General features: G+C 67.5%; 13 protein-coding genes. 3 read left to right on the plus strand and 10 right to left on the minus strand.

Annotated elements, in window-relative coordinates; all coding sequences use genetic code 11:
• Positions 1-140 precede the first annotated feature (140 nt).
• Both LDO29_RS13525 and LDO29_RS13530 read right to left on the minus strand, forming a co-directional pair.
• Positions 141-1,136 carry a hypothetical protein gene (locus LDO29_RS13525; RefSeq protein WP_224080293.1) on the minus strand — a complete coding sequence of 332 codons (996 nt, stop codon included), beginning with the start codon at positions 1,134-1,136 and terminating at the stop codon, positions 141-143.
• Positions 1,137-1,295: 159 nt separating this feature from the next.
• Positions 1,296-1,610: a hypothetical protein gene (locus LDO29_RS13530; RefSeq protein WP_224080294.1), complete on the minus strand. Its 315-nt coding sequence runs from the start codon at positions 1,608-1,610 to the stop codon at positions 1,296-1,298.
• 289 nt (positions 1,611-1,899) lie between these two features.
• On the opposite strand from LDO29_RS13530, the gene LDO29_RS13535 reads away from it, so the two are divergent.
• Positions 1,900-2,787, plus strand: coding sequence for a DODA-type extradiol aromatic ring-opening family dioxygenase (locus tag LDO29_RS13535; protein ID WP_224080295.1), 888 nt, complete (start codon positions 1,900-1,902; stop codon positions 2,785-2,787).
• Positions 2,788-2,790: 3 nt separating this feature from the next.
• On the opposite strand, the gene LDO29_RS13540 is transcribed toward LDO29_RS13535, so the two are convergent.
• From LDO29_RS13540 to LDO29_RS13555, 4 genes are all read right to left on the minus strand, one after another.
• On the minus strand, positions 2,791-3,999 hold the full coding sequence (locus tag LDO29_RS13540) for an MFS transporter (RefSeq protein ID WP_396022662.1): 1,209 nt from the start codon (positions 3,997-3,999) through the stop codon (positions 2,791-2,793).
• A 102-nt stretch (positions 4,000-4,101) separates the two neighbouring features.
• A complete protein-coding gene (locus LDO29_RS13545) occupies positions 4,102-5,379 on the minus strand; it encodes an MFS transporter (protein ID WP_224080296.1) in 1,278 nt (425 codons plus the stop codon).
• 76 nt (positions 5,380-5,455) lie between these two features.
• Positions 5,456-5,866: a VOC family protein gene (locus tag LDO29_RS13550; protein WP_224080297.1), complete on the minus strand. Its 411-nt coding sequence runs from the start codon at positions 5,864-5,866 to the stop codon at positions 5,456-5,458.
• Between the two features lie 21 nt (positions 5,867-5,887).
• Complete coding sequence (locus LDO29_RS13555) at positions 5,888-6,238, minus strand: GFA family protein (protein WP_224080298.1); 351 nt, start codon at positions 6,236-6,238, stop codon at positions 5,888-5,890.
• A gap of 153 nt (positions 6,239-6,391) precedes the next feature.
• Here LDO29_RS13555 and LDO29_RS13560 point away from each other — a divergent pair, with 153 nt between their 5' ends.
• On the plus strand, positions 6,392-7,003 hold the full coding sequence (locus LDO29_RS13560) for an HD domain-containing protein (RefSeq protein WP_224080299.1): 612 nt from the start codon (positions 6,392-6,394) through the stop codon (positions 7,001-7,003).
• A gap of 155 nt (positions 7,004-7,158) precedes the next feature.
• Here LDO29_RS13560 and LDO29_RS13565 read toward each other — a convergent pair whose 3' ends face one another.
• On the minus strand, positions 7,159-10,755 hold the full coding sequence (locus tag LDO29_RS13565; protein ID WP_224080300.1) for an indolepyruvate ferredoxin oxidoreductase family protein: 3,597 nt from the start codon (positions 10,753-10,755) through the stop codon (positions 7,159-7,161).
• Positions 10,756-11,102: 347 nt separating this feature from the next.
• On the opposite strand from LDO29_RS13565, the gene LDO29_RS13570 reads away from it, so the two are divergent.
• Positions 11,103-12,359: an NYN domain-containing protein gene (locus tag LDO29_RS13570; protein WP_224080301.1), complete on the plus strand. Its 1,257-nt coding sequence runs from the start codon at positions 11,103-11,105 to the stop codon at positions 12,357-12,359.
• A 51-nt stretch (positions 12,360-12,410) separates the two neighbouring features.
• Here LDO29_RS13570 and gspF read toward each other — a convergent pair whose 3' ends face one another.
• The 3 genes from gspF to gspD are packed head-to-tail and all read right to left on the minus strand — an operon-like array spanning position 12,411 to position 17,572.
• On the minus strand, positions 12,411-13,628 hold the full coding sequence (gspF, locus tag LDO29_RS13575) for a type II secretion system inner membrane protein GspF (RefSeq protein ID WP_224080302.1): 1,218 nt from the start codon (positions 13,626-13,628) through the stop codon (positions 12,411-12,413).
• Positions 13,629-13,640: 12 nt separating this feature from the next.
• Positions 13,641-15,167, minus strand: a complete 1,527-nt coding sequence (gene gspE / locus LDO29_RS13580; RefSeq protein ID WP_253074122.1) for a type II secretion system ATPase GspE — start codon at positions 15,165-15,167, stop codon at positions 13,641-13,643.
• Positions 15,168-15,175: 8 nt separating this feature from the next.
• Positions 15,176-17,572, minus strand: coding sequence for a type II secretion system secretin GspD (gene gspD, locus LDO29_RS13585; RefSeq protein ID WP_224080303.1), 2,397 nt, complete (start codon positions 17,570-17,572; stop codon positions 15,176-15,178).
• Positions 17,573-17,604 lie beyond the last annotated feature (32 nt).

Here is a 17,604-nt window from a genome sequence, read left to right on the forward strand (position 1 = left end):
CTTTCCATGGCCCGGAGTTTGTCATGGCCGGCGGCGCGCTTGCGCGGCACCGGCGCCCGCCGGTGATCATGCACCGGACAAGCCTGTTGGGGAAGGCCGGAATCGGACATGCGGATGCCCCACTGGCTTGCGGGCATGGTTCAGAAACTTGCCGCGAGTCCCAGCGAAACCCCGGACACGTTATTGCCGAACACGTACCGCACCACCGCGCGGATCCGCGTGACGAAGACCTCATGGGCACTTGTGTCCAGCTCCAGCCCGGTGCCGAGTGTGGTCAGGTAGTTGAAGCCGAGCACGCCGGCCTGGCTGCCCAGGTAGTGCGAATGGGACAGTTCCAGCACATAGCGCACGGGACGGTCCAGCGCGTGCATGCCCGTTGGCGCGCGCCAGCGGGCATACAGGTTGGCGGTCTGCGCGGTAGCCGTGCCCGTGACCCCGTCGGACGAGCCGCCAAAGCTCTGCAAGTGGATATTGGTGTAGCGCAGTTCCAGGTCGATCTCGTACTTGTCGCGATAGTGCTCCCAGTCGAGCATGACCGAGCCGCCCAGGCCGTAGGCATTCAGCGATCCGTGCTCAAGGAAGTCGATGCTGCGGTCAGTCCTCTGCTCGATCACGAGTTCGCCTACCCTCAGGTCGCTGGAGACATTGCCGAGCGAGGCGTTGAAGATGGGCCGGAACACGAGTTCCTTGTTCTCGGTCAGCGGGAAGTCCCAGCCGACGCCGATGGTGCCGGAAAACGTGTTCCACCTGACGGGCAGGCTGCGGGACTCGGCGCCATTGGTGGCAACGAAGGTCGGGTCGTAGCGGCTGTAGGCGATCGCCCCTTCCAGGTAGAGCGGGAACGACTTGCTCCAGGTGAAACCGCCACCCAATTGCCACATGAAGACGCCGGGGTTGTCGGTGGCGGCATTGTTGATGGACAACGAACTGGAAGCGAGGTCCGGCACGACCGAGTACGACATCAGTGTGAGTACGCCGTTGGCGTGCTTCTGCACATTGGTGCCGATGACCTGGAACCCCGGCGAGCCTTGTGCCTGTGCCCGTGCCTGCCCCGGCAGCAGCCAGAGCGGACCCGAGATGGCCAGGCAGGCCGGCAGGGCAGCCGCTGCCCTGCGAAGTAGCTGGAATGCGGACATTCGAGTTGCCGGGTAGGGTTCCGAAGCCGGCGCCATGCTGCGCGCGCCGCACCCGAGGAGCATTCTAGCGACGGATGCCGCAGCCCGGAGGGGCTTCGGGCGCACGCACGAATCTTTTCAGATCACCCGTCGCAAGACTTGCACACGAGGATGGCGCAGCTATCCCGCGTGATGGTGGCGAGGCGGGTTCGGTGCCGTGTCCGGCTCGGCCTGCGGTGGCCGTGCGGCGCGCCTGCGCGAGAGCCACAACAGCGCGGCGCTGGCCAGCCAGCCGGCCACGAAGACCGTATCCCCGGCATGGTTGAGCCAGTAAGAGGCGCCCGGCGTACCGAAGATGCCGGCCAGCACAGCGGCCGGCAACCGCGCGATGATCCACAGCGCGACGGCCGGCGCGCTGGCGTACGCGCCGGGTTGCCACCAGTGTCCGGGGATCGGTGTTGGCCGCCTGTGGCGGCGCGGGATGCGCTGTACCACGAAACTCTCCCTCCCGCCGTGCGCTTGCTGGCGAGGCATGCTTTTTGGGTGGCGCGTGGTGCTCGTCGCGGCACCGCGGCGAGCCGGAACAGGCTCCCCGTAGGCATCGTATGCCATTCCTGTGGTGCGCGTACGCAGGCGGCCCAGGCGCTGTGTGGGCCACCCCACGATGGCCGCCGACCGGCCGTTCAAGTTTTTTGCACGAACTGTCCGTAAAACCGGTCGGCAACGGAGCCGCTTCTTTGCCAAACTTCCTTCAGGACACGAAAAGCTTTGAAGGTGAGTTGCCATGCTTCCCTCGATCTACATCTCGCACGGTTCGCCGATGCTGGCCATCGACCCGGGCCCGACCGGGGCCATTTTTGACGCGCTCGGCGCCAGCCTGCGCGCGCAGCGGCCGCGTGCGGTGCTGGTGGTGTCGGCGCACTGGATCTACAGCACGCTGGCGGTCGGCACGCGCGAACGGCAGGAAGCCTGGCACGACTTCGGCGGCTTTCCGCGTGAACTCTACGCGCTGCGCTACGATGCGCCGGGCTCGCCCGAGCTGGCCGCGCGCGTCAAGACGCTGGTCGAGGCCGTGCACATTCCGGGCGCGGGATTTGTCGGGCTCGACGAAGAGCGCCCGCTGGACCACGGTGCCTGGATGCCGATGCGGCACTTCTTCCCGGACGCTGATATCCCCGTGGTGCAGCTCGCGCTGAATCCCTACCTGTCGCCCGCCACGCAGATCGACATCGGCCGCGCGCTGGCGCCGCTGCGCGCGGAAGGCGTGCTGGTGCTCGCATCGGGCAGCTTCACGCACAACTTGCAGGAAGTATTCGGCGGAGGCCGGCGCGCACAGCACGGCGCGGCCACCGAGCCGTATGTCGATGCCTTCCGCAACTGGATGCTCGACGCGCTCGACGAGGCGCTGGCGACGGGCGATACCAGCCGCATCGCCGACTACCGTGCCCAGGCGCCGCACGCGCGCCGCGCGCATCCGACCGACGAGCACCTGCTGCCGTTCTATGTGGCGCTGGGTGCGGCGCTTGGTCCGCGCGAGGCCGAGGGCGGGCAGGTACCGGCCGATGTGGCGCGCATTGCCGACGAAGTCACCTACGGCGTGCTGGCCATGGACACCTTCGTGTTCAACGGCCTCGGTGCCGGCGCGCGGCCGCCCGTGCGCGCCGCGGCCTGACGTCTATCCCTTGCGCGCGGGCAGATAGCGCCGCGCCGAGCGGGCACCTGCCAGCGCGATCCAGCCCATGGTCAGCGCCACCACGGCCAGCCCTGCACGCAGGCTGGCCAGGTGCGCCACGCCGCCGATCAGCACCGGTCCCAATAGCAGCCCCAAGTACGCAAAGCGCGCCACGCGCGCAATGGCTTCGGCCGGGGCCACGCCTGGCAGGCGGGAGGCCACCACGAAGAAGATCGGCACCATGTTGGCGGCGCCGAGCCCCATCATGCTGAATCCGACCAGCGCGGCCACGGGCACCGGCATGGCCAGCGCCAACACGATGCCGGCAAAGCCCAGCCACGCGCTCGCGGTCAGTGTGCCCGCCTCGCCCCAGCGCGCGCGCAGGCGGTCGCCGCCGAAGCGCCCGCAGGCCATCCCGCCCGAGAATGCCGCGTAGCCGAAGCTGATCCAGCCTGCCGGCGCCACGGCGACATCGCGCATATAGACGCTGGACCAGTCGTACATCGCGCCCTCGCCGATGAGTCCCAGGAATGCCAGCAGCCCGAGCAGCCACAGCGCGCGCACTGCATGGTCGCGATGGTGGCCGGCCGAAGGCAGCACCGGGTGGTCGGCCAATAGCCCCGGGGCCGTGCCCAGGGCAACTGCCGCGGTCAGGCCTGCCATCATCGCCGCATGGACCAGCGGCGGCACGCCCAGCGACAGCATCAGCCCGCCGAACGCCGCGCCGGTCATGCCGCCGAGGCTGAACATGCCATGCAGTGCGGACATCACGGGCCGGGTACGGCTGGCTTCCACGGTTGCGGCCTGTGCATTCATGCCTACGTCGAACGCGGCGTTGGCCATGCCGAAGGCCAGCAGGGCCGGCAGCAGCAGGCGGAAGTCGGGCATGGCCAGGATCGTCACCGTTGCCAGCGCGTAGGCAAGGCCGCTGGCCATCGACGCCCGCGCGCTGCCCACGCGCGCGACCCAGCGCCCGACGGGACCCATCGCGGCGATGGCGCCGCCGGCCACGGCCAGCATGGCGAAGGACAGCATCGCGTCGGACAGGCCGAAGCGCGCCTTGATGGTCGGAATATGCACGCCCCACGTCGCGAACGTGGCGCCATTGACGAAGAACAGCGCCATGGTGCCCCGGGTGGCTCGGGCCACGCGGCCGGGAGATGCATTGGAAACGGTGGGCGGCGACGATACGCCGGGACTCGACTCGGACATGATGGGAACTGCATGCCGCGAGCGGGGAGGCGCGGCTTGTGGCAAAGGTGGCATTGTCCCGCATTGCCGTGATGGCCGTATGAAGCGGGACGGGGACCGGCGTCAGCCCGTGGCGCGCAGCAGGCCGCGCTGGTGCAGCGCGAACGCGAACGACAGCAAGGCCGCCAGCGCGAGCGCGGTCATGGTCCAGAGCATCAGCCAGTAGCCGCCGGCGGCACGCCACAGCAGGGCGCCCAGCCATGGCGCGGCGGCCTGCATGAGCAGCACCGGCGTCATCATCAGGCCGTTGAGCGTGGCGTAGTGGTGGCGCGAGATCAGTTCGGGCATCGCCATGGCGCGCAGCATGGTATTGACGCCATTGGCGCAGCCGTAGAGCAGCGCCGCGACCATCAGCCACGCGCCGTGCCCGAGCGCCATGCACAGCAGGCCCGTGCTCATCAGCGCGTAGACCGGCACGGACAGCCGCACCGGGTGCCGTACCGCGGCGCGCATCATCAGCATGCGGCCTGCCACCTGCGCCGGGCCGATCAGCGCGGCGACCACGAGTTGCTGGCCCAGCGGCAGGCCCTTTTCGGTCAGCATCGGGATCAGGTGCGCGCCGAGCAGCGAAGCAACCACGGCCGTCGCGGTGAAGGCCAGCACGACGGCCCAGAACACCGGCTGGCGCAGCGTGGCGCGGGCGATGCCCTGGTTGGCGGCATCGCCCGAAGGCAGCGGCGAGGCCGGCTGCACGGCCGCGTAGCTCGCGTGCAGCGTATAGCGCATGCGTGCATGCAGCGGCGCGCAGACCAGCAGGTTCAGGGCGGCAAAGCACAGCAGCGCCGGCTGCCAGCCGATATGCAGCACCAGCCATTGCGCCAGCGGCACGAAGATCGTGCTCGCAAAGCCGGCCATCAGCGTGACCGTGACGATCGGCTTCTGGTAGCCGTCTCCATAGACCTGGCGCAGCACCACGAAGGCGGGTTCATAGAGCGTGGTGGCCATGGCCAGGCCCAGCGGCACCCACATCAGCAGGAACACGGCCGGGGAGGGCGACCACGCCCATAGCAACAGCCCGGCTCCGCCCAGCAGCGAACCGGCGCCCATCACGCGGCGCGCCGGCACGCGGTCCAGCAACCGGCCCACGGCGAACGAGCACAGCGCCCACACCAGCAGTCCGAGCGAATAGCCGCCGGCCAGGAAGGGCTTGGAATAGCCCAGCGCGCGGCTCATTGGCTCGATGAAGACCGTGAAGGCGAAGAACAGCGTCCCCCATGAGATGGTCTCGGTCAGGCCAAGGATCCAGACCAGCCGGCGTGGCGGCGGGGCCGGGTTGCCGGTGTCTGCAGGAACGGAGGGCGTGGCGGATTCCGCGTCGGGCGTGGCGTCGGTTCGGGTCATGGCGCGCCCGGCGCAAGGGGGCAGCGCAGCGGGCTAAGCGGAAATTGTAGCGAGCATGAGGTGGTCGTGGTGACGTTCAGGCACTTTCGGCCGGTCCCTTGAGCTCGACCACGTTGCCATCGGGATCCTTCACGTACAGCGACGGCCCCTTGCCTTCGGCGCCAAAGCGTTGCTCGACCACGCTGGCCTCCACACCGTGGCGCGCCAGGCCGGCACGCACGGCGTCGGCATCGAACGGATCGATGCGCAGGCAGAAGTGGTCGAGATTGCGGCCCTCCGCGCCAGGGCCCGCGCCGCCGGCGCGGCCAAGCGGCCCGTCGAGCGAGACCAGGTCGATCAGTCCGCTGCCCGCGCGCAGTTGCGTCAGGCCGAACGCGGGCTGCTCGCGCTCCACGCTGCAGCCGAGGACATCCACGTAGAAGCGCCGCAGCCGGTCCACGTCGGCGGTGCGCAGCACAAGGTGGTCAATGCCAAGGATGCGGAACATGTCAGGCTCCCGGTCCGGTGCTCAGTGGTGCAGGCCGTCGTAGTCGATGATCTTCAGCGCGTCCAGGTCGACGTTGTCGAGGCAGCGCACATTGACCGCCGCCATGGGCCGTCCGTCCTTGTCCTGGCCATCCGCATACGGCCCGCAACCGCATACCGGGCAGAAGCGGTGCGCGATCTTCATGGTGTTGAAGCGGTATGTCGACGCGTTCTCTTCCGGTGTCGCCAGCTTGAACTGCGCGCGCGGCACGAACCACAGCAGGTGCCCGCGCCGACGGCAGATCGAGCAGTTGCAGCGGATCACGCTGGGAATGTTGTCGGCCTCTACTTCGAAGGCGATGGCACCGCAATGACAGCTTCCGGTAAATGACATGTCGTCTCCTTGTTGTCGGTTCCGCATGCAGCGATGGTGCGCCGCATCAATCGGCGCATTGTTCAGTTTTTGACAGTGTAGCCGCGCGGCCGGTGCCACAATGCCCGCACATCATCCACAACGACAGGCGACCCCGCCGCCAAGGAGACCAGCATGAGTGACACCCACGCGCACGTGCGCGCCACCTTCAGCCACATGGAGCAAGGCACCCGTGAAGACTGGGCAGCCATCTCCGCAGAATTCATGCCGTTCGCTAAGGCCTTGCCGGACCGGGTGCTCGCACACCTGCGCCTGCTCGAAGGCGATTGCGGCGGCTTTCCCGTGGATCGCCTCGTGCACTCGCTGCAGACCGCCACGCTCGCGCACCGCGATGGCCGCGACGAGGAATACGTGGTGTGCGCGCTGCTACATGACATCGGCGACACGCTGGGCAGCTACAACCATCCCGATATCGCCGCCGCCATCCTCAAGCCGTTCGTCAGCGCGGAAAACCTGTGGATGGTCGAGAAGCACGGTGTCTTCCAGGGCTATTACTTCTTCCACCACCTGGGGCTGGACCGCAACCTGCGCGAGCAATTCCGCGACCAGCCGGAACTGTTCGAACGTACCGCGGAGTTTTGCCAGAAATATGATGCGGCCGCGTTCATGACGGACTACGACACGTTGCCACTGTCGTTCTTCGAGCCGATGGTGCGGCGCGTGCTGGCACAGCCGCGCAACTCGATGTATGTGAAGCCCGGCGAGAAAGAGCTGGCGAAGGCGTAAGGCGAGGCCGCAAGACGACCGATTGTGTTCCCTCTCCCCTCAGCGGGAGAGGGTAGGGAGAGGGGTGGTCTGGCAAGGCACCACGCATCAAGATACGCTGGCCCTCTCCCCCGGGCCCCTCTCCCGCGCGCGGGAGAGGGGAGAAACAACGCGCGTCAGGCTGCGCGCTGCGCTGTCTCCGGATGGCGGAATTGCTCCAGCAGCTTCGCCCAGCGCGCACGCACTGCCTTCAGGTTGTTTTCCTTCACGTGGCCAAAACCGCGGATGTCATCCGGCAGGTTGGCCAGCGCCACGGCAGTGTCATGATTGGCCGCATTCAGCCCCGCTGTCAGTTCGTCAAGCAGCTTGCGGTATTCCCCGATCAGCGCGCGTTCCGTGCGGCGCTCCTCGGTGCGGCCGAAAACATCGAACATGCCGCCACGCAGTCCCTTCATCTTCGCCAGCACGCGGAACAGCGTCATCGTCGACGGGCCGAACTTGCGCTTGACGAGGTGGCCCTTGTCGTCGCGCTTGGCGGTCATCGGCGGCGCCAGCCAGAAGTTGAGCTGGTAGTCCTTGCCGGGCTCGCCTTCGAACTGCGCGCGCAGCTTGTCGAGGAACGCCGGGTCGGTGTACAGGCGTGCCACTTCGTACTCATCCTTGTACGCCATCAGCTTCGCCAGGTTGCGTGCGGCGGCTTCGGTGAGCGGCAGCGGATTGCCGCTGCCGGCCAGCGCGCTTTCGACCGCGCGTACGCGGTCGACGGCTTCGCGGTAGGTACGCGCGTAGGCCGCATCCTGGTAGGCAGTCAGGTGCTCGACGCGGCGGGCGATCAGCTTCTCCAGCAGCGCGCCCGAGGACGTCGGCAGCTTCACCACTTCCGCGCCTTCGGCCGATGTCTTCAGCTTGCCGCCCGTCAGCGACAGCACGTGCTCCGGGTCATGCGCCATGTGGCGGCCCCAGTCGAACGCGGCCTTGTTCTTTTCCACCGCCACGCCGTTCAGTTCGATCGCGCGTTCCAGCGCCTGCAGCGTCAGCGGAATCCAGCCCTTCTGCCACGCGTAGCCGAGCACCAGCGGGTTGGTGTAGATGGCATCGCCAAGCAGCGCCACGGCCAGGCCGCTCGCGTTGATGAAGTCGCACTGCTGGCCTACGGCGTTGCGGATGTCCTGCTCTGCCGACAGCCCCGGGAACTGCCATTTCGGGTTCTTGATGAACTCGGCGGTCGGCGTCTGGGACGTGTTGACGACCGCGCGTGTGCGGCCAGACTGCGTCTTCGAGATGACTTCGTCATTGGCCGATACGATCGCATCGCAGCCGATGATCAGGTCCGCCTCGCCCATGGCGATGCGCGTCGCGTGCAGGTCCTCCGGCCGCGTCGCGAGCTGCACGTGCGACAGCACCGCGCCGCCTTTCTGCGCCAGGCCCGCCATGTCGAGCACGGTGACGCCCTTGTTCTCCAGGTGTGCGGCCATGCCGAGCAGGCCGCCGATGGTCACCACGCCCGTGCCGCCCACGCCGGTCACCAGAATGCCGTAGGCGCGGCGGATCTCGGGCAGCGCAGGCTCAGGCAGCGCGGGCAGGCTGTCCATCGCCACGCCATGCTGCTCGGGCTTGCGCACCTGCGCGCCTTCAGCCGTGACAAAGCTCGGGCAGAAGCCGTTCACGCACGAGAAGTCCTTGTTGCACGACGACTGGTTGATCTGGCGCTTGGTGCCGAACTCGGTTTCCAGCGGTTCCACCGACAGGCAGTTGGACTTGACCGAGCAATCGCCGCAGCCTTCGCACACCGCGTCGTTGATAAAGGCGCGGCGTTGCGGGTCCTCCATCGTGCCGCGCTTGCGGCGGCGGCGCTTCTCGGTGGCGCAGGTCTGGTCATAGATCAGGATCGTGCAGCCAGGCACCTCGCGCAGCTCCCGCTGGATGGTGTCGAGCTGGTCGCGATGGTGGACGGTGATGCCTTCCGGCAGCTTGATCGCCGCGTTGTACTTCTCCGGCTGATCCGTGACGATGACGATCTTCTTCGCACCTTCGGCATGGACCTGCCACGCGATGTCCTGCACCGACAGCTGGCCGTCCACCGGCTGGCCGCCGGTCATGGCCACCGCGTCGTTGTAGAGGATCTTGTAGGTGATGTTGACGCCCGCGGAGATCGACGCGCGGATCGCCAGCAGCCCGGAGTGGAAGTAGGTGCCGTCACCGAGGTTGGCGAACACGTGCTTGTCGCCCGCGAACGGTGCCTGGCCGATCCACGCCACCCCTTCACCGCCCATCTGGCTGAAGGTGCTGGTATTGCGGTCCATCCACACCGTCATGTAGTGGCAGCCGATGCCGGCCAGCGCGCGCGAGCCATCCGGCACGTTGGTCGAGGTATTGTGCGGGCAGCCCGAGCAGAACCACGGCTTGCGCTCGGCCGTCACGCGCGGCGTGGCCAGCGCCTTTTCCTTGGCCTCGATGATCGCCAGCCGCGCGGCGATGCGTGCGCGCACATCCACGGGCAGGTCGAACTTATCGAGCCGCGTGGCGATGGCCTTGGCGATGATCGCCGGCGACAGCTCGTAGTGCGCCGGCAGCAGCCAGTTGTTCTGCGGGATCGACCATTCGCCGCCGGCGTTGTCCTTCTCGTCGAACTTGCCGTAGACCTTGGGGCGCACGTCGTCGCGCCAGTTGTACAACTCTTCCTTGAGCGCGTACTCCATGATCTGGCGCTTCTCTTCGACCACCAGGATTTCCTGCAGGCCTTCGGCGAATGCCCGCGCGCCATGCGCTTCGAGCGGCCACACGCAACCCACCTTGTACAGGCGGATGCCGATCTGCGCGCACATAGCATTGTCCAGTCCGAGGTCGGACAGCGCCTGGCGCGTATCGAGGTAGGCCTTGCCGCCGGTCATGATGCCGAAGCGCGCATGGGGTGAATCAATCTCGATGCGGTCGATCTTGTTGGCGCGCACATAGGCCAGGCCCGCGTACCACTTGTAGTCCAGCAGCCGTGCCTCCTGCTCCAGCGGCGGGTCGGGCCAGCGGATATTGAGGCCGCCCGGCGGCAGCGCGAAGTCGTCGGGAATCACGATCTGCACGCGGTGCGGATCGAGTTCCACCGAGGCGGACGACTCCACCACATCGGTGACGCACTTCATTGCCACCCATAGCCCGGAGTAGCGGCTCATGGCCCAGCCGTGCAGGCCGTAGTCCAGGTATTCCTGAACGTTCGACGGATACAGCACCGGCAGCCCGCAGGCCTTGAAGATGTGCTCCGACTGGTGCGCAAGCGTCGACGACTTGGCGGAGTGGTCGTCACCCGCCAGCACCAGCACGCCGCCGTGGGGCGACGAGCCGGCCGAGTTGGCGTGCTTGAAGACGTCGCCCGTGCGGTCCACACCCGGCCCCTTGCCGTACCACATGCCGAACACGCCATCGAACTTCGCATCCGGGTACATATTGACCTGCTGCGAGCCCCATACCGACGTAGCGGCAAGGTCTTCGTTCAGGCCGGCCTGGAACACGATGTTGTGCGCGGCGAGATGCTTCTTGGCTTTCCACAGCGACAGGTCCAGCGCACCCAGCGGCGACCCGCGATAGCCGGAAATGAACCCGGCCGTGCTCAGGCCGGCGGCGCGGTCACGCTCCTGCTGCAGCATCGGCAGGCGTACCAGCGCCTGCGTGCCGCTGATATAGATGCGCCCACGCTCCAGCGTGTACTTGTCGTCGAGGGAAACGTTAGCGAGCGCGCGGCGGATGGCGTCGCTGACCGGAGTGGTCAGGGGGGCATTCATAGGTGCTCCTCTTTGGGGTGTGTTGTCGGGATCACCGACTCCTACTTTCATGGGGCGACCGTCCTGAGCCTCTTGTGAAGGCATTGGGCGGTCGTGTCTCTGCGCGGCATGGTAGCACCGCTGAAAATGCCGCGGCACCTTGCAGCGCAGCAAAATCCGCACCCGGCCGGACCGGAGTTTCCCGTATGGACAGGGCTTCGCGTGTACACTGCGATGCATCCAACGCGCCGCCCGCATGCACTACGATGTGGCCCAAGGCGCCCCTGCCACGGACCGGCGCGCGCCGGTCCGGTGCAACCTTCACCCGGCAACATGGCCGGGAATCTCTCCTCCGAGCAGGACCGAACATGACCAATTCCCCCCGCCAGGGCACCGCAACCCTGGCCGTGCTGATCGACGCCGACAACGCGGCGCCCGCCATCATCGAAGGCCTGCTGGCCGAAGTCGCCAAGTATGGCGTCGCCGCCGTCAAGCGCATCTACGGCGACTGGACCAAGCCCAACCTGTCGGGCTGGAAGGAGTGCCTGCTGTCGCACTCGATCCAGCCGATCCAGCAGTTCCGCTACACGGTCGGCAAGAACGCCACCGACAGCGCGATGATCATCGACGCGATGGACCTGCTGTACACCGAGCGCTTCGACGGCTTCTGCCTGGTGTCGAGCGACAGCGACTTCACCCGACTGGCGTCCCGCATCCGCGAACAGGGGTTGATCGTCTATGGCTTCGGCGAACGCAAGACGCCCAAGCCCTTCGTCACCGCCTGCGACAAGTTCATCTATTCCGACGTGCTGCGCGCCGAGGCCGAGGTGGACGAGGCCGCCACACCGCCGCGCCGCCGCAGCAGCGGCGAACTGCGCCAGGATTCGCGCCTGGTACGGCTGCTGCAGAGCGCGTCGCAGGCCGTGTCAGATGAAGACGGCTGGTCGACGCTCGGCGGCATGGGCAACCACATCGCCAAGCAGGCGCCGGAGTTCGATTCGCGCAACTATGGCTATGGCAAGCTTTCGGAACTGGTGGTTGCCACGGGCCTGTTCGAGGTCGAGACGCGCAACGGCGGCAACAACAAGACCATCTGGGTGCGGTTGAAGAAGCGGGGCAAGGGTGGACAGGAGGGGGATGGCCGCCATGCTGGCGGGCAGCGTCAGCCTGAGAAACCGCAAGCGCAACCGGTGCCGCAGCCGGAAAGCCGCCGAGCGGTGGCGCCGCCTGAAGTCGTGGCCGTGCCGGTTCCCGCGCCGGAACCGGTGCCGACCCGCGAGCCTGTCGAGGTTCCTGTTGCTTCGGAACCCGTACCTGAACCTGCGCCTGTACCGGAAGTTGAAGCCCCGGAAGTGGTGGCGGCCGATGTCATCGCGGAAGAGCCGCCTGCGCCTGCTCCGGCGCCAAAGAAGCCGGCTCGCAAGCGCGCGCCGCGTCGGCCTGAAGTCGCGCTTAGCGAAACGCCCTGGCCGATCGATCAATCTGTGTTCGCTGCGCCCGGCGATACGGTGCTGACAGCGCAGGTGCAGGAGGCGTTTGAAGGGTTTGCTGATGCGCCGGTGCCGGATGCTGCCGTGGAAGCGGAAAAGCCGGCCAGGAAGCCGCGGCGCAAGGCCAAGAGCTAAGGGTCTTCGGGAACCGGGCGGCTGCCGTGCCTGGCAGGCGCCCGGTTCACCCTATCTCACCAGCTGGTTGATCTCGATGATCGGCATCAGCACTGCCAGCACGATCAGCAGCACCACGACGCCCATCGTCAGGATCAGCAACGGCTCGAGCAGGCTGGTGAGGAACAGCGTCCGCCGTTCCAGTTCCTGCGCTTCACCCTGTGCGGCGCGGTCGAGCATCACCGGAAGATTGCCGGTCGCCTCGCCAGAGCGAATCAGATGCACGAGCACCGGCGGAAACTGGTTCTGCGCGGCCAGAGCCCGCGCCAGCGAGGCACCCTCGCGCACGCGCGTGGTCGCATCCTCCACATTGGCCCGCAGCGCCTCATTGGTCAGCGTCTCACCCGCCGCCTGCAGGCTGCGCAGGATCGGCACGCCGGCCGACACAAGAATCGCCAGTGTGCCGGCAAAGCGCGCGGTGTTGTAGCCACGGGTCAGCTTGCCGATCAGCGGTGCCGTCAGCAGCCAGCGGTGCCACTCCAGCCGTACAGCGGGCTGCTTCAGCAGGCTGCGCACGATCATGGCGATCACAGCGATCACCGCAAGCGCCGCCCACCACCAGTTCCGCACGAAATCCGACAGCGCCAGCATGATGATCGTCAGCATCGGCAGCTTCTGCTTGGTGTTGGCGAATACGCTGACCACCTGCGGCACGACGTACGACAGCAGGAAGATGACGATCGCGAACGCCACCACCGTGACGATTGCCGGGTAGGTGAAGGCCAGGCGGATCTTCGAGGAGAGCGCGTTGCGCGACTCGATATAACCGGCCAGCCGTTCCAGCACCAGCCCAAGGTGGCCGGAATGCTCGCCGGCGGAAACCAGCGCACGGTAGATATCGGGGAAATCGCGCGGATGCTGCGCCAGTGCCACCGAGAGCGCGCTGCCGCCCATCACCTCGGCGCGGATGCCGGCCAGCAGTTCGTGCACATAGGGGCGCTCGGCCTGGTCGGCCAGTGCGCCCAGCGCTTCGTCCAGTGGCAGACCCGACACAATCAGGCTGGCGAGCTGGCGTGTGAACAGCGCCTGTTCCTGCGTGGACAGCCGGCGCGTGAACAGCTGCGTGCCGCTGCGCGGCGCCTGCCCGGCTCCGGCGAGCGGGTCGACCGTCAGCGGTGTCAGCCCGCGTGCGCGCAGTTGCGTGCGTGCCTGCCGCGGGCTGTCGGCCTCGATGACGCCGCGGTCGGTCTTGCCCAGGGCGTCGGCGGCTTCGTAACGGAAGGCGGGCATGGCGGCGTTCCGTCAGTCGCGCGTGACGCGCAGCACTTCTTCGAGCGACGTGGCGCCGCCGTCGATCCAGCGCTGCGCATCGCCGCGCATGGTCTGCATGCCGTGCGCCAGCGCAACTTGCTTGATCTCGGATTCGGGCTGCTGGCGGTGGATCATGGTGCGGATCTCGTCATCCACGGTCAGCAGTTCGTACACGCCCATGCGGCCCTGGTAGCCCGAGTTCCCGCACTTGTCGCAGCCCGCCGCATGCCAGACGTGCTGCAGCGGCTTGCCTTGCGCATGCAGGGTTTCCGTCTCGCCGGCAGTGACTTCGATGACTTCCTCGCGCTTGCAATGCGGGCACAGCCGGCGTACCAGCCGCTGCGCGAGCACACCCAGCAGCGATGACGACAGCAGGAACGGTTCGATGCCCATGTCCACCAGCCGCGTGATCGCCGAGGCAGAATCATTGGTGTGCAGCGTGGCCAGCACCAAGTGGCCAGTGAGCGACGCCTGCACCGCGATCTGCGCGGTCTCCAGGTCGCGGATCTCGCCGATCATCACCACGTCCGGATCCTGGCGCAGGATCGCGCGCAGGGCCTTGGCAAACGTCATGTCGATGCGCGCGTTGACCTGGGTCTGGCCGATGCCGTCCAGGTCGTACTCGATCGGGTCTTCCACCGTCATGATGTTGGTGGTGCGCGCGTCCAGCCGCGACAGCGCTGCGTACAGCGTGGTGGTCTTGCCCGAGCCGGTCGGGCCGGTGACCAGCACGATGCCGTGCGGCTGGCGGATCAGGTCGTCGAAGCCGGCCAGCGTCCGCGGCGACATGCCGAGCCTGGCCAGGTCGAGGCGGCCCGCTTCCTTGTCGAGCAGGCGCAGCACCGCGCGCTCGCCGTGACCGGTGGGCAGCGTGGAAACGCGCACGTCCACCGGCCGCCCGCCCACGCGCAGCGTGATGCGGCCGTCCTGCGGCAGGCGCTTCTCGGCAATGTCGAGCTGCGCCATGATCTTGATGCGCGAGATCAGCGCGCCGTGCAGCGCCTTCTTCGGCCGCACCACGTCGCGCAGCGTGCCGTCCACGCGAAAGCGCACCACCGATGCCGACTCGAACGGTTCGATGTGGATATCCGAAGCGCCTTCGCGCGCAGCCTGCGTGAGCAGTGCGTTGATCATGCGGATGATCGGCGCGTCGTCTTCCGATTCGAGCAGGTCTTCCACCGCAGGAATGTCCTGCATCAGGCGCGACAGGTCGACTTCGCCTTCCACTTCGCCCACCACCTGCGCGGCGCTGCCGTCCTGGCGGTTGTAGGCATCGGACATGGCGCGTTCCAGCGCATCGGGCTCCAGCACACGCAGGCGCAGGGCGCCGTGCACACGCGCCACTTCAGCGAGCGCCGCGGGCGACGTGGCGCGGCTGACCCAGACCTCGAGGCCATCCGCGCGCTGGTGCGCGATCAGCAGCGGCGCTTCGCGCGCAAAGCTGTACGGGACCAGTCGCGCCGCCATCGGCGACGGCGGCTCCTGGGTGTCGGAGGCGGCTTGGACTTCGCTTGCCATGGCGTGGCTCAGTTGCGGCTGCCGGTGTCCGGCGATGCCGTGCCCGAAAGCGTGCCGGCTTCGCCCCGCTGCGTCAGCGGTTGTGGCACGGGCTGCGGGGCCGGTGCCGTCTGCGGCACGGACTGCGGCAGGGGCAGCGGGCCCTGCACCGGGCCGGTACTGCGCGGGTCGACAAACGGCGTGGTTGGCGCATCGGCGGGCGGCAGCACCGGCGTGTTGGTGTCGCGCACCATGATGTTAGGCGAGACGAAGCCGGTCTGCTGGGCGCGCATGTAGTCGTAGCGGTCCTGCGTCAGGCGGTCGGTGGCGCCGGCCGTGCGCATCACATACGGTCGCAGGAACACCAGCAGGTTGGTCTTGGAGCGGTTCTTGTTCTCGTAGCGGAACAGGCCGCCGATCAGCGGGATGTCGCCCAGCAGCGGCACCTTCTGCACCCCGTCGCCATAGGAATCCTCGATGAGCCCCCCCAGCACGATGATCTGGCCGTCGTCGACCAGTACATTGGTTTCGATCGAGCGCACATTAGTGGTCGGGCCCTGGATCAGGTTGGCCGTGGCCTGTACCACCGACGACGATTCCTGGAAGATCTGCATCTTGACCAGGCCACCGTCGGTGATCTGCGGCCTGACCCGCAGCGTGATGCCGACGTCCTTGCGGTCGAAGGTCTGGAACGGGGTGACCGACGCGGCGCCGCCGGTCTGGGCATAGGAGCCGGTCGTGATCGGGATGTTCTGGCCGATCAGGATCTTGGCTTCCTCGTTTTCCAGCGTAATCAGGTTCGGCGTGGACAGCAGGTTGACGCTGCCGTTGGTGCCCAGCGCGCGCAGCAGCGCGCCGAGGCCCAGCGCCTTGTTCACCACGCCCAGGTTCAGGCCGCCCACGTCCGGCACCAGCTGCTGCGCGGCGACGATTCCGGCGTTGCGGTTGCTGTCGAAGAGCGCGCCCGCCAGCGACAGGTTCAGGATGTTCTGCCCGCCCGTGCCGAAGTTGGTGCCCGCGAAGACGTTGTTGTTACCGCTGCTCGAACTGATCAGTCCCTGCCACTGGATGCCGAGCTGGCTGGCCTGCGTGGAGGTCACTTCCACGATCATCGACTCGATGTAGACCTGCGCGCGGCGCGCGTCGAGATCGTCGATCACGCCGCGCAGGTTGCGATACACCGGTTCGCTGGCCGTGATGATCAGCGCGTTGGTGGACGGATCGGCCTGAATGATGCCGCCCGTGGTCGGTTGCGTGTTCGGGTTGAACGACGCCGCGAATGCGGAATTGCCATAGGCGCCACCGCCCGAGCCCGACCCGCTGGTGCCGGTGGAGCGCATGCCGGCCTGGCTGGTGGTGCCCCCTGTGTACTGGCCGCTGGTCGGCGCCGAAATATTGGTCAGGCCACCGGCCGCTGCCGAGCCGGCTGCGCCGGGCTGCGTGCTCGTGGCAAAGCTGCTGTCCGCCGCGACGATCGCGCGCAGGGTCGCGGCCAGCTTGACCGCGTCGGCGTTCTTGAGCGGCACGACCCAGATATTTCCGGGGCGCGCGTAAGGCTGGTCGAGCTTTTCGATGAGCTGGCGCGCCTGCTGCAGGCGTGCGCGGCTCGACGCGCGAATCATCAGCGAGTTGCTGCGCGGCTCGGCCACCACCGTCGTGCGCAGCGTACTGTCGACGGCCGCGCCGCCGCCCGCGCCGGATGTGGCCGATGCGGGGTCGAGCAGCTTCTGCAGCACCTGCGCCGTGTCGCTGGCGATGGCGTTCTTCAGCGGCACCAATTCGACTTCGCCCGAGGCCGGCGCATCGATGGCAGCGATGATGCGGCCGAGACGGCGCAGGTTCTCGGCATAGTCCGTGATCACCAGCGTGTTGTTGGCCGGATAGGCGGTGATCGTGTTGTTGGGCGCGATCATCGGCCGCAGCACCGGCACCAGGTTGTTGGCCGACTCGTAGTTCAGCCGGAACACCTGCGTCACCACCTGATCGCCGCGGCCGGCCCCGCCGCCGACCACGATCGGCGACCCTTGGAGCTTGGCGTCCGCTTCGGGCACGACTTTGGTGAAGCCATTGCTTTCCACCATCGCGTAGCCCTGCATGCGCAGCACCGAACCGAGCGTTTCGAGCGCCTGTGCACGCGAAACCGGCTGCTCGGTGACAAGGTTCACGGTGCCCTTGACGCGCGGATCGATCACGAAGTTCTTGCCCGTGGCCTGACCCACGGCCTTGACGACGGAATCGAGGTCGGCGTTGACGAAGTTCAGCACCACCTGGTCCCGGTTGCGCGGCGTGATGTCCGGCGGCGTGCCGGGGCCGGCAGGCTGCTGCGCCCACAGCGGCGCCGGCGCGAGCAGCGAAAGGCCGCACAGCAGGACCACGGCACGGGCGCTGGCGGTATGGAAGAAGGGTCGGGTGGCTTCGGTTTTCATATTTGGTTCCGGTCGGCTCCTGGCGCTGCCTG

Source organism: Cupriavidus laharis, from assembly GCF_914271435.1.
Taxonomy (GTDB): Bacteria; Pseudomonadota; Gammaproteobacteria; order Burkholderiales; family Burkholderiaceae; genus Cupriavidus; species Cupriavidus laharis.

Coding starts and splice junctions, on each gene's coding strand:
- LDO29_RS13525 (WP_224080293.1), bottom strand. CDS start 1,136: ATGTCCGCATTCCAGCTACTTCGCAGGGCAGCGGCTGCCCTGCCGGCC.
- LDO29_RS13535 (WP_224080295.1), top strand. CDS start 1,900: ATGCTTCCCTCGATCTACATCTCGCACGGTTCGCCGATGCTGGCCATC.
- LDO29_RS13540 (WP_396022662.1), bottom strand. CDS start 3,999: ATGTCCGAGTCGAGTCCCGGCGTATCGTCGCCGCCCACCGTTTCCAAT.
- LDO29_RS13545 (WP_224080296.1), bottom strand. CDS start 5,379: ATGACCCGAACCGACGCCACGCCCGACGCGGAATCCGCCACGCCCTCC.
- LDO29_RS13550 (WP_224080297.1), bottom strand. CDS start 5,866: ATGTTCCGCATCCTTGGCATTGACCACCTTGTGCTGCGCACCGCCGAC.
- LDO29_RS13555 (WP_224080298.1), bottom strand. CDS start 6,238: ATGTCATTTACCGGAAGCTGTCATTGCGGTGCCATCGCCTTCGAAGTA.
- LDO29_RS13560 (WP_224080299.1), top strand. CDS start 6,392: ATGAGTGACACCCACGCGCACGTGCGCGCCACCTTCAGCCACATGGAG.
- LDO29_RS13565 (WP_224080300.1), bottom strand. CDS start 10,755: ATGAATGCCCCCCTGACCACTCCGGTCAGCGACGCCATCCGCCGCGCG.
- LDO29_RS13570 (WP_224080301.1), top strand. CDS start 11,103: ATGACCAATTCCCCCCGCCAGGGCACCGCAACCCTGGCCGTGCTGATC.
- gspF (WP_224080302.1), bottom strand. CDS start 13,628: ATGCCCGCCTTCCGTTACGAAGCCGCCGACGCCCTGGGCAAGACCGAC.
- gspE (WP_253074122.1), bottom strand. CDS start 15,167: ATGGCAAGCGAAGTCCAAGCCGCCTCCGACACCCAGGAGCCGCCGTCG.
- gspD (WP_224080303.1), bottom strand. CDS start 17,572: ATGAAAACCGAAGCCACCCGACCCTTCTTCCATACCGCCAGCGCCCGT.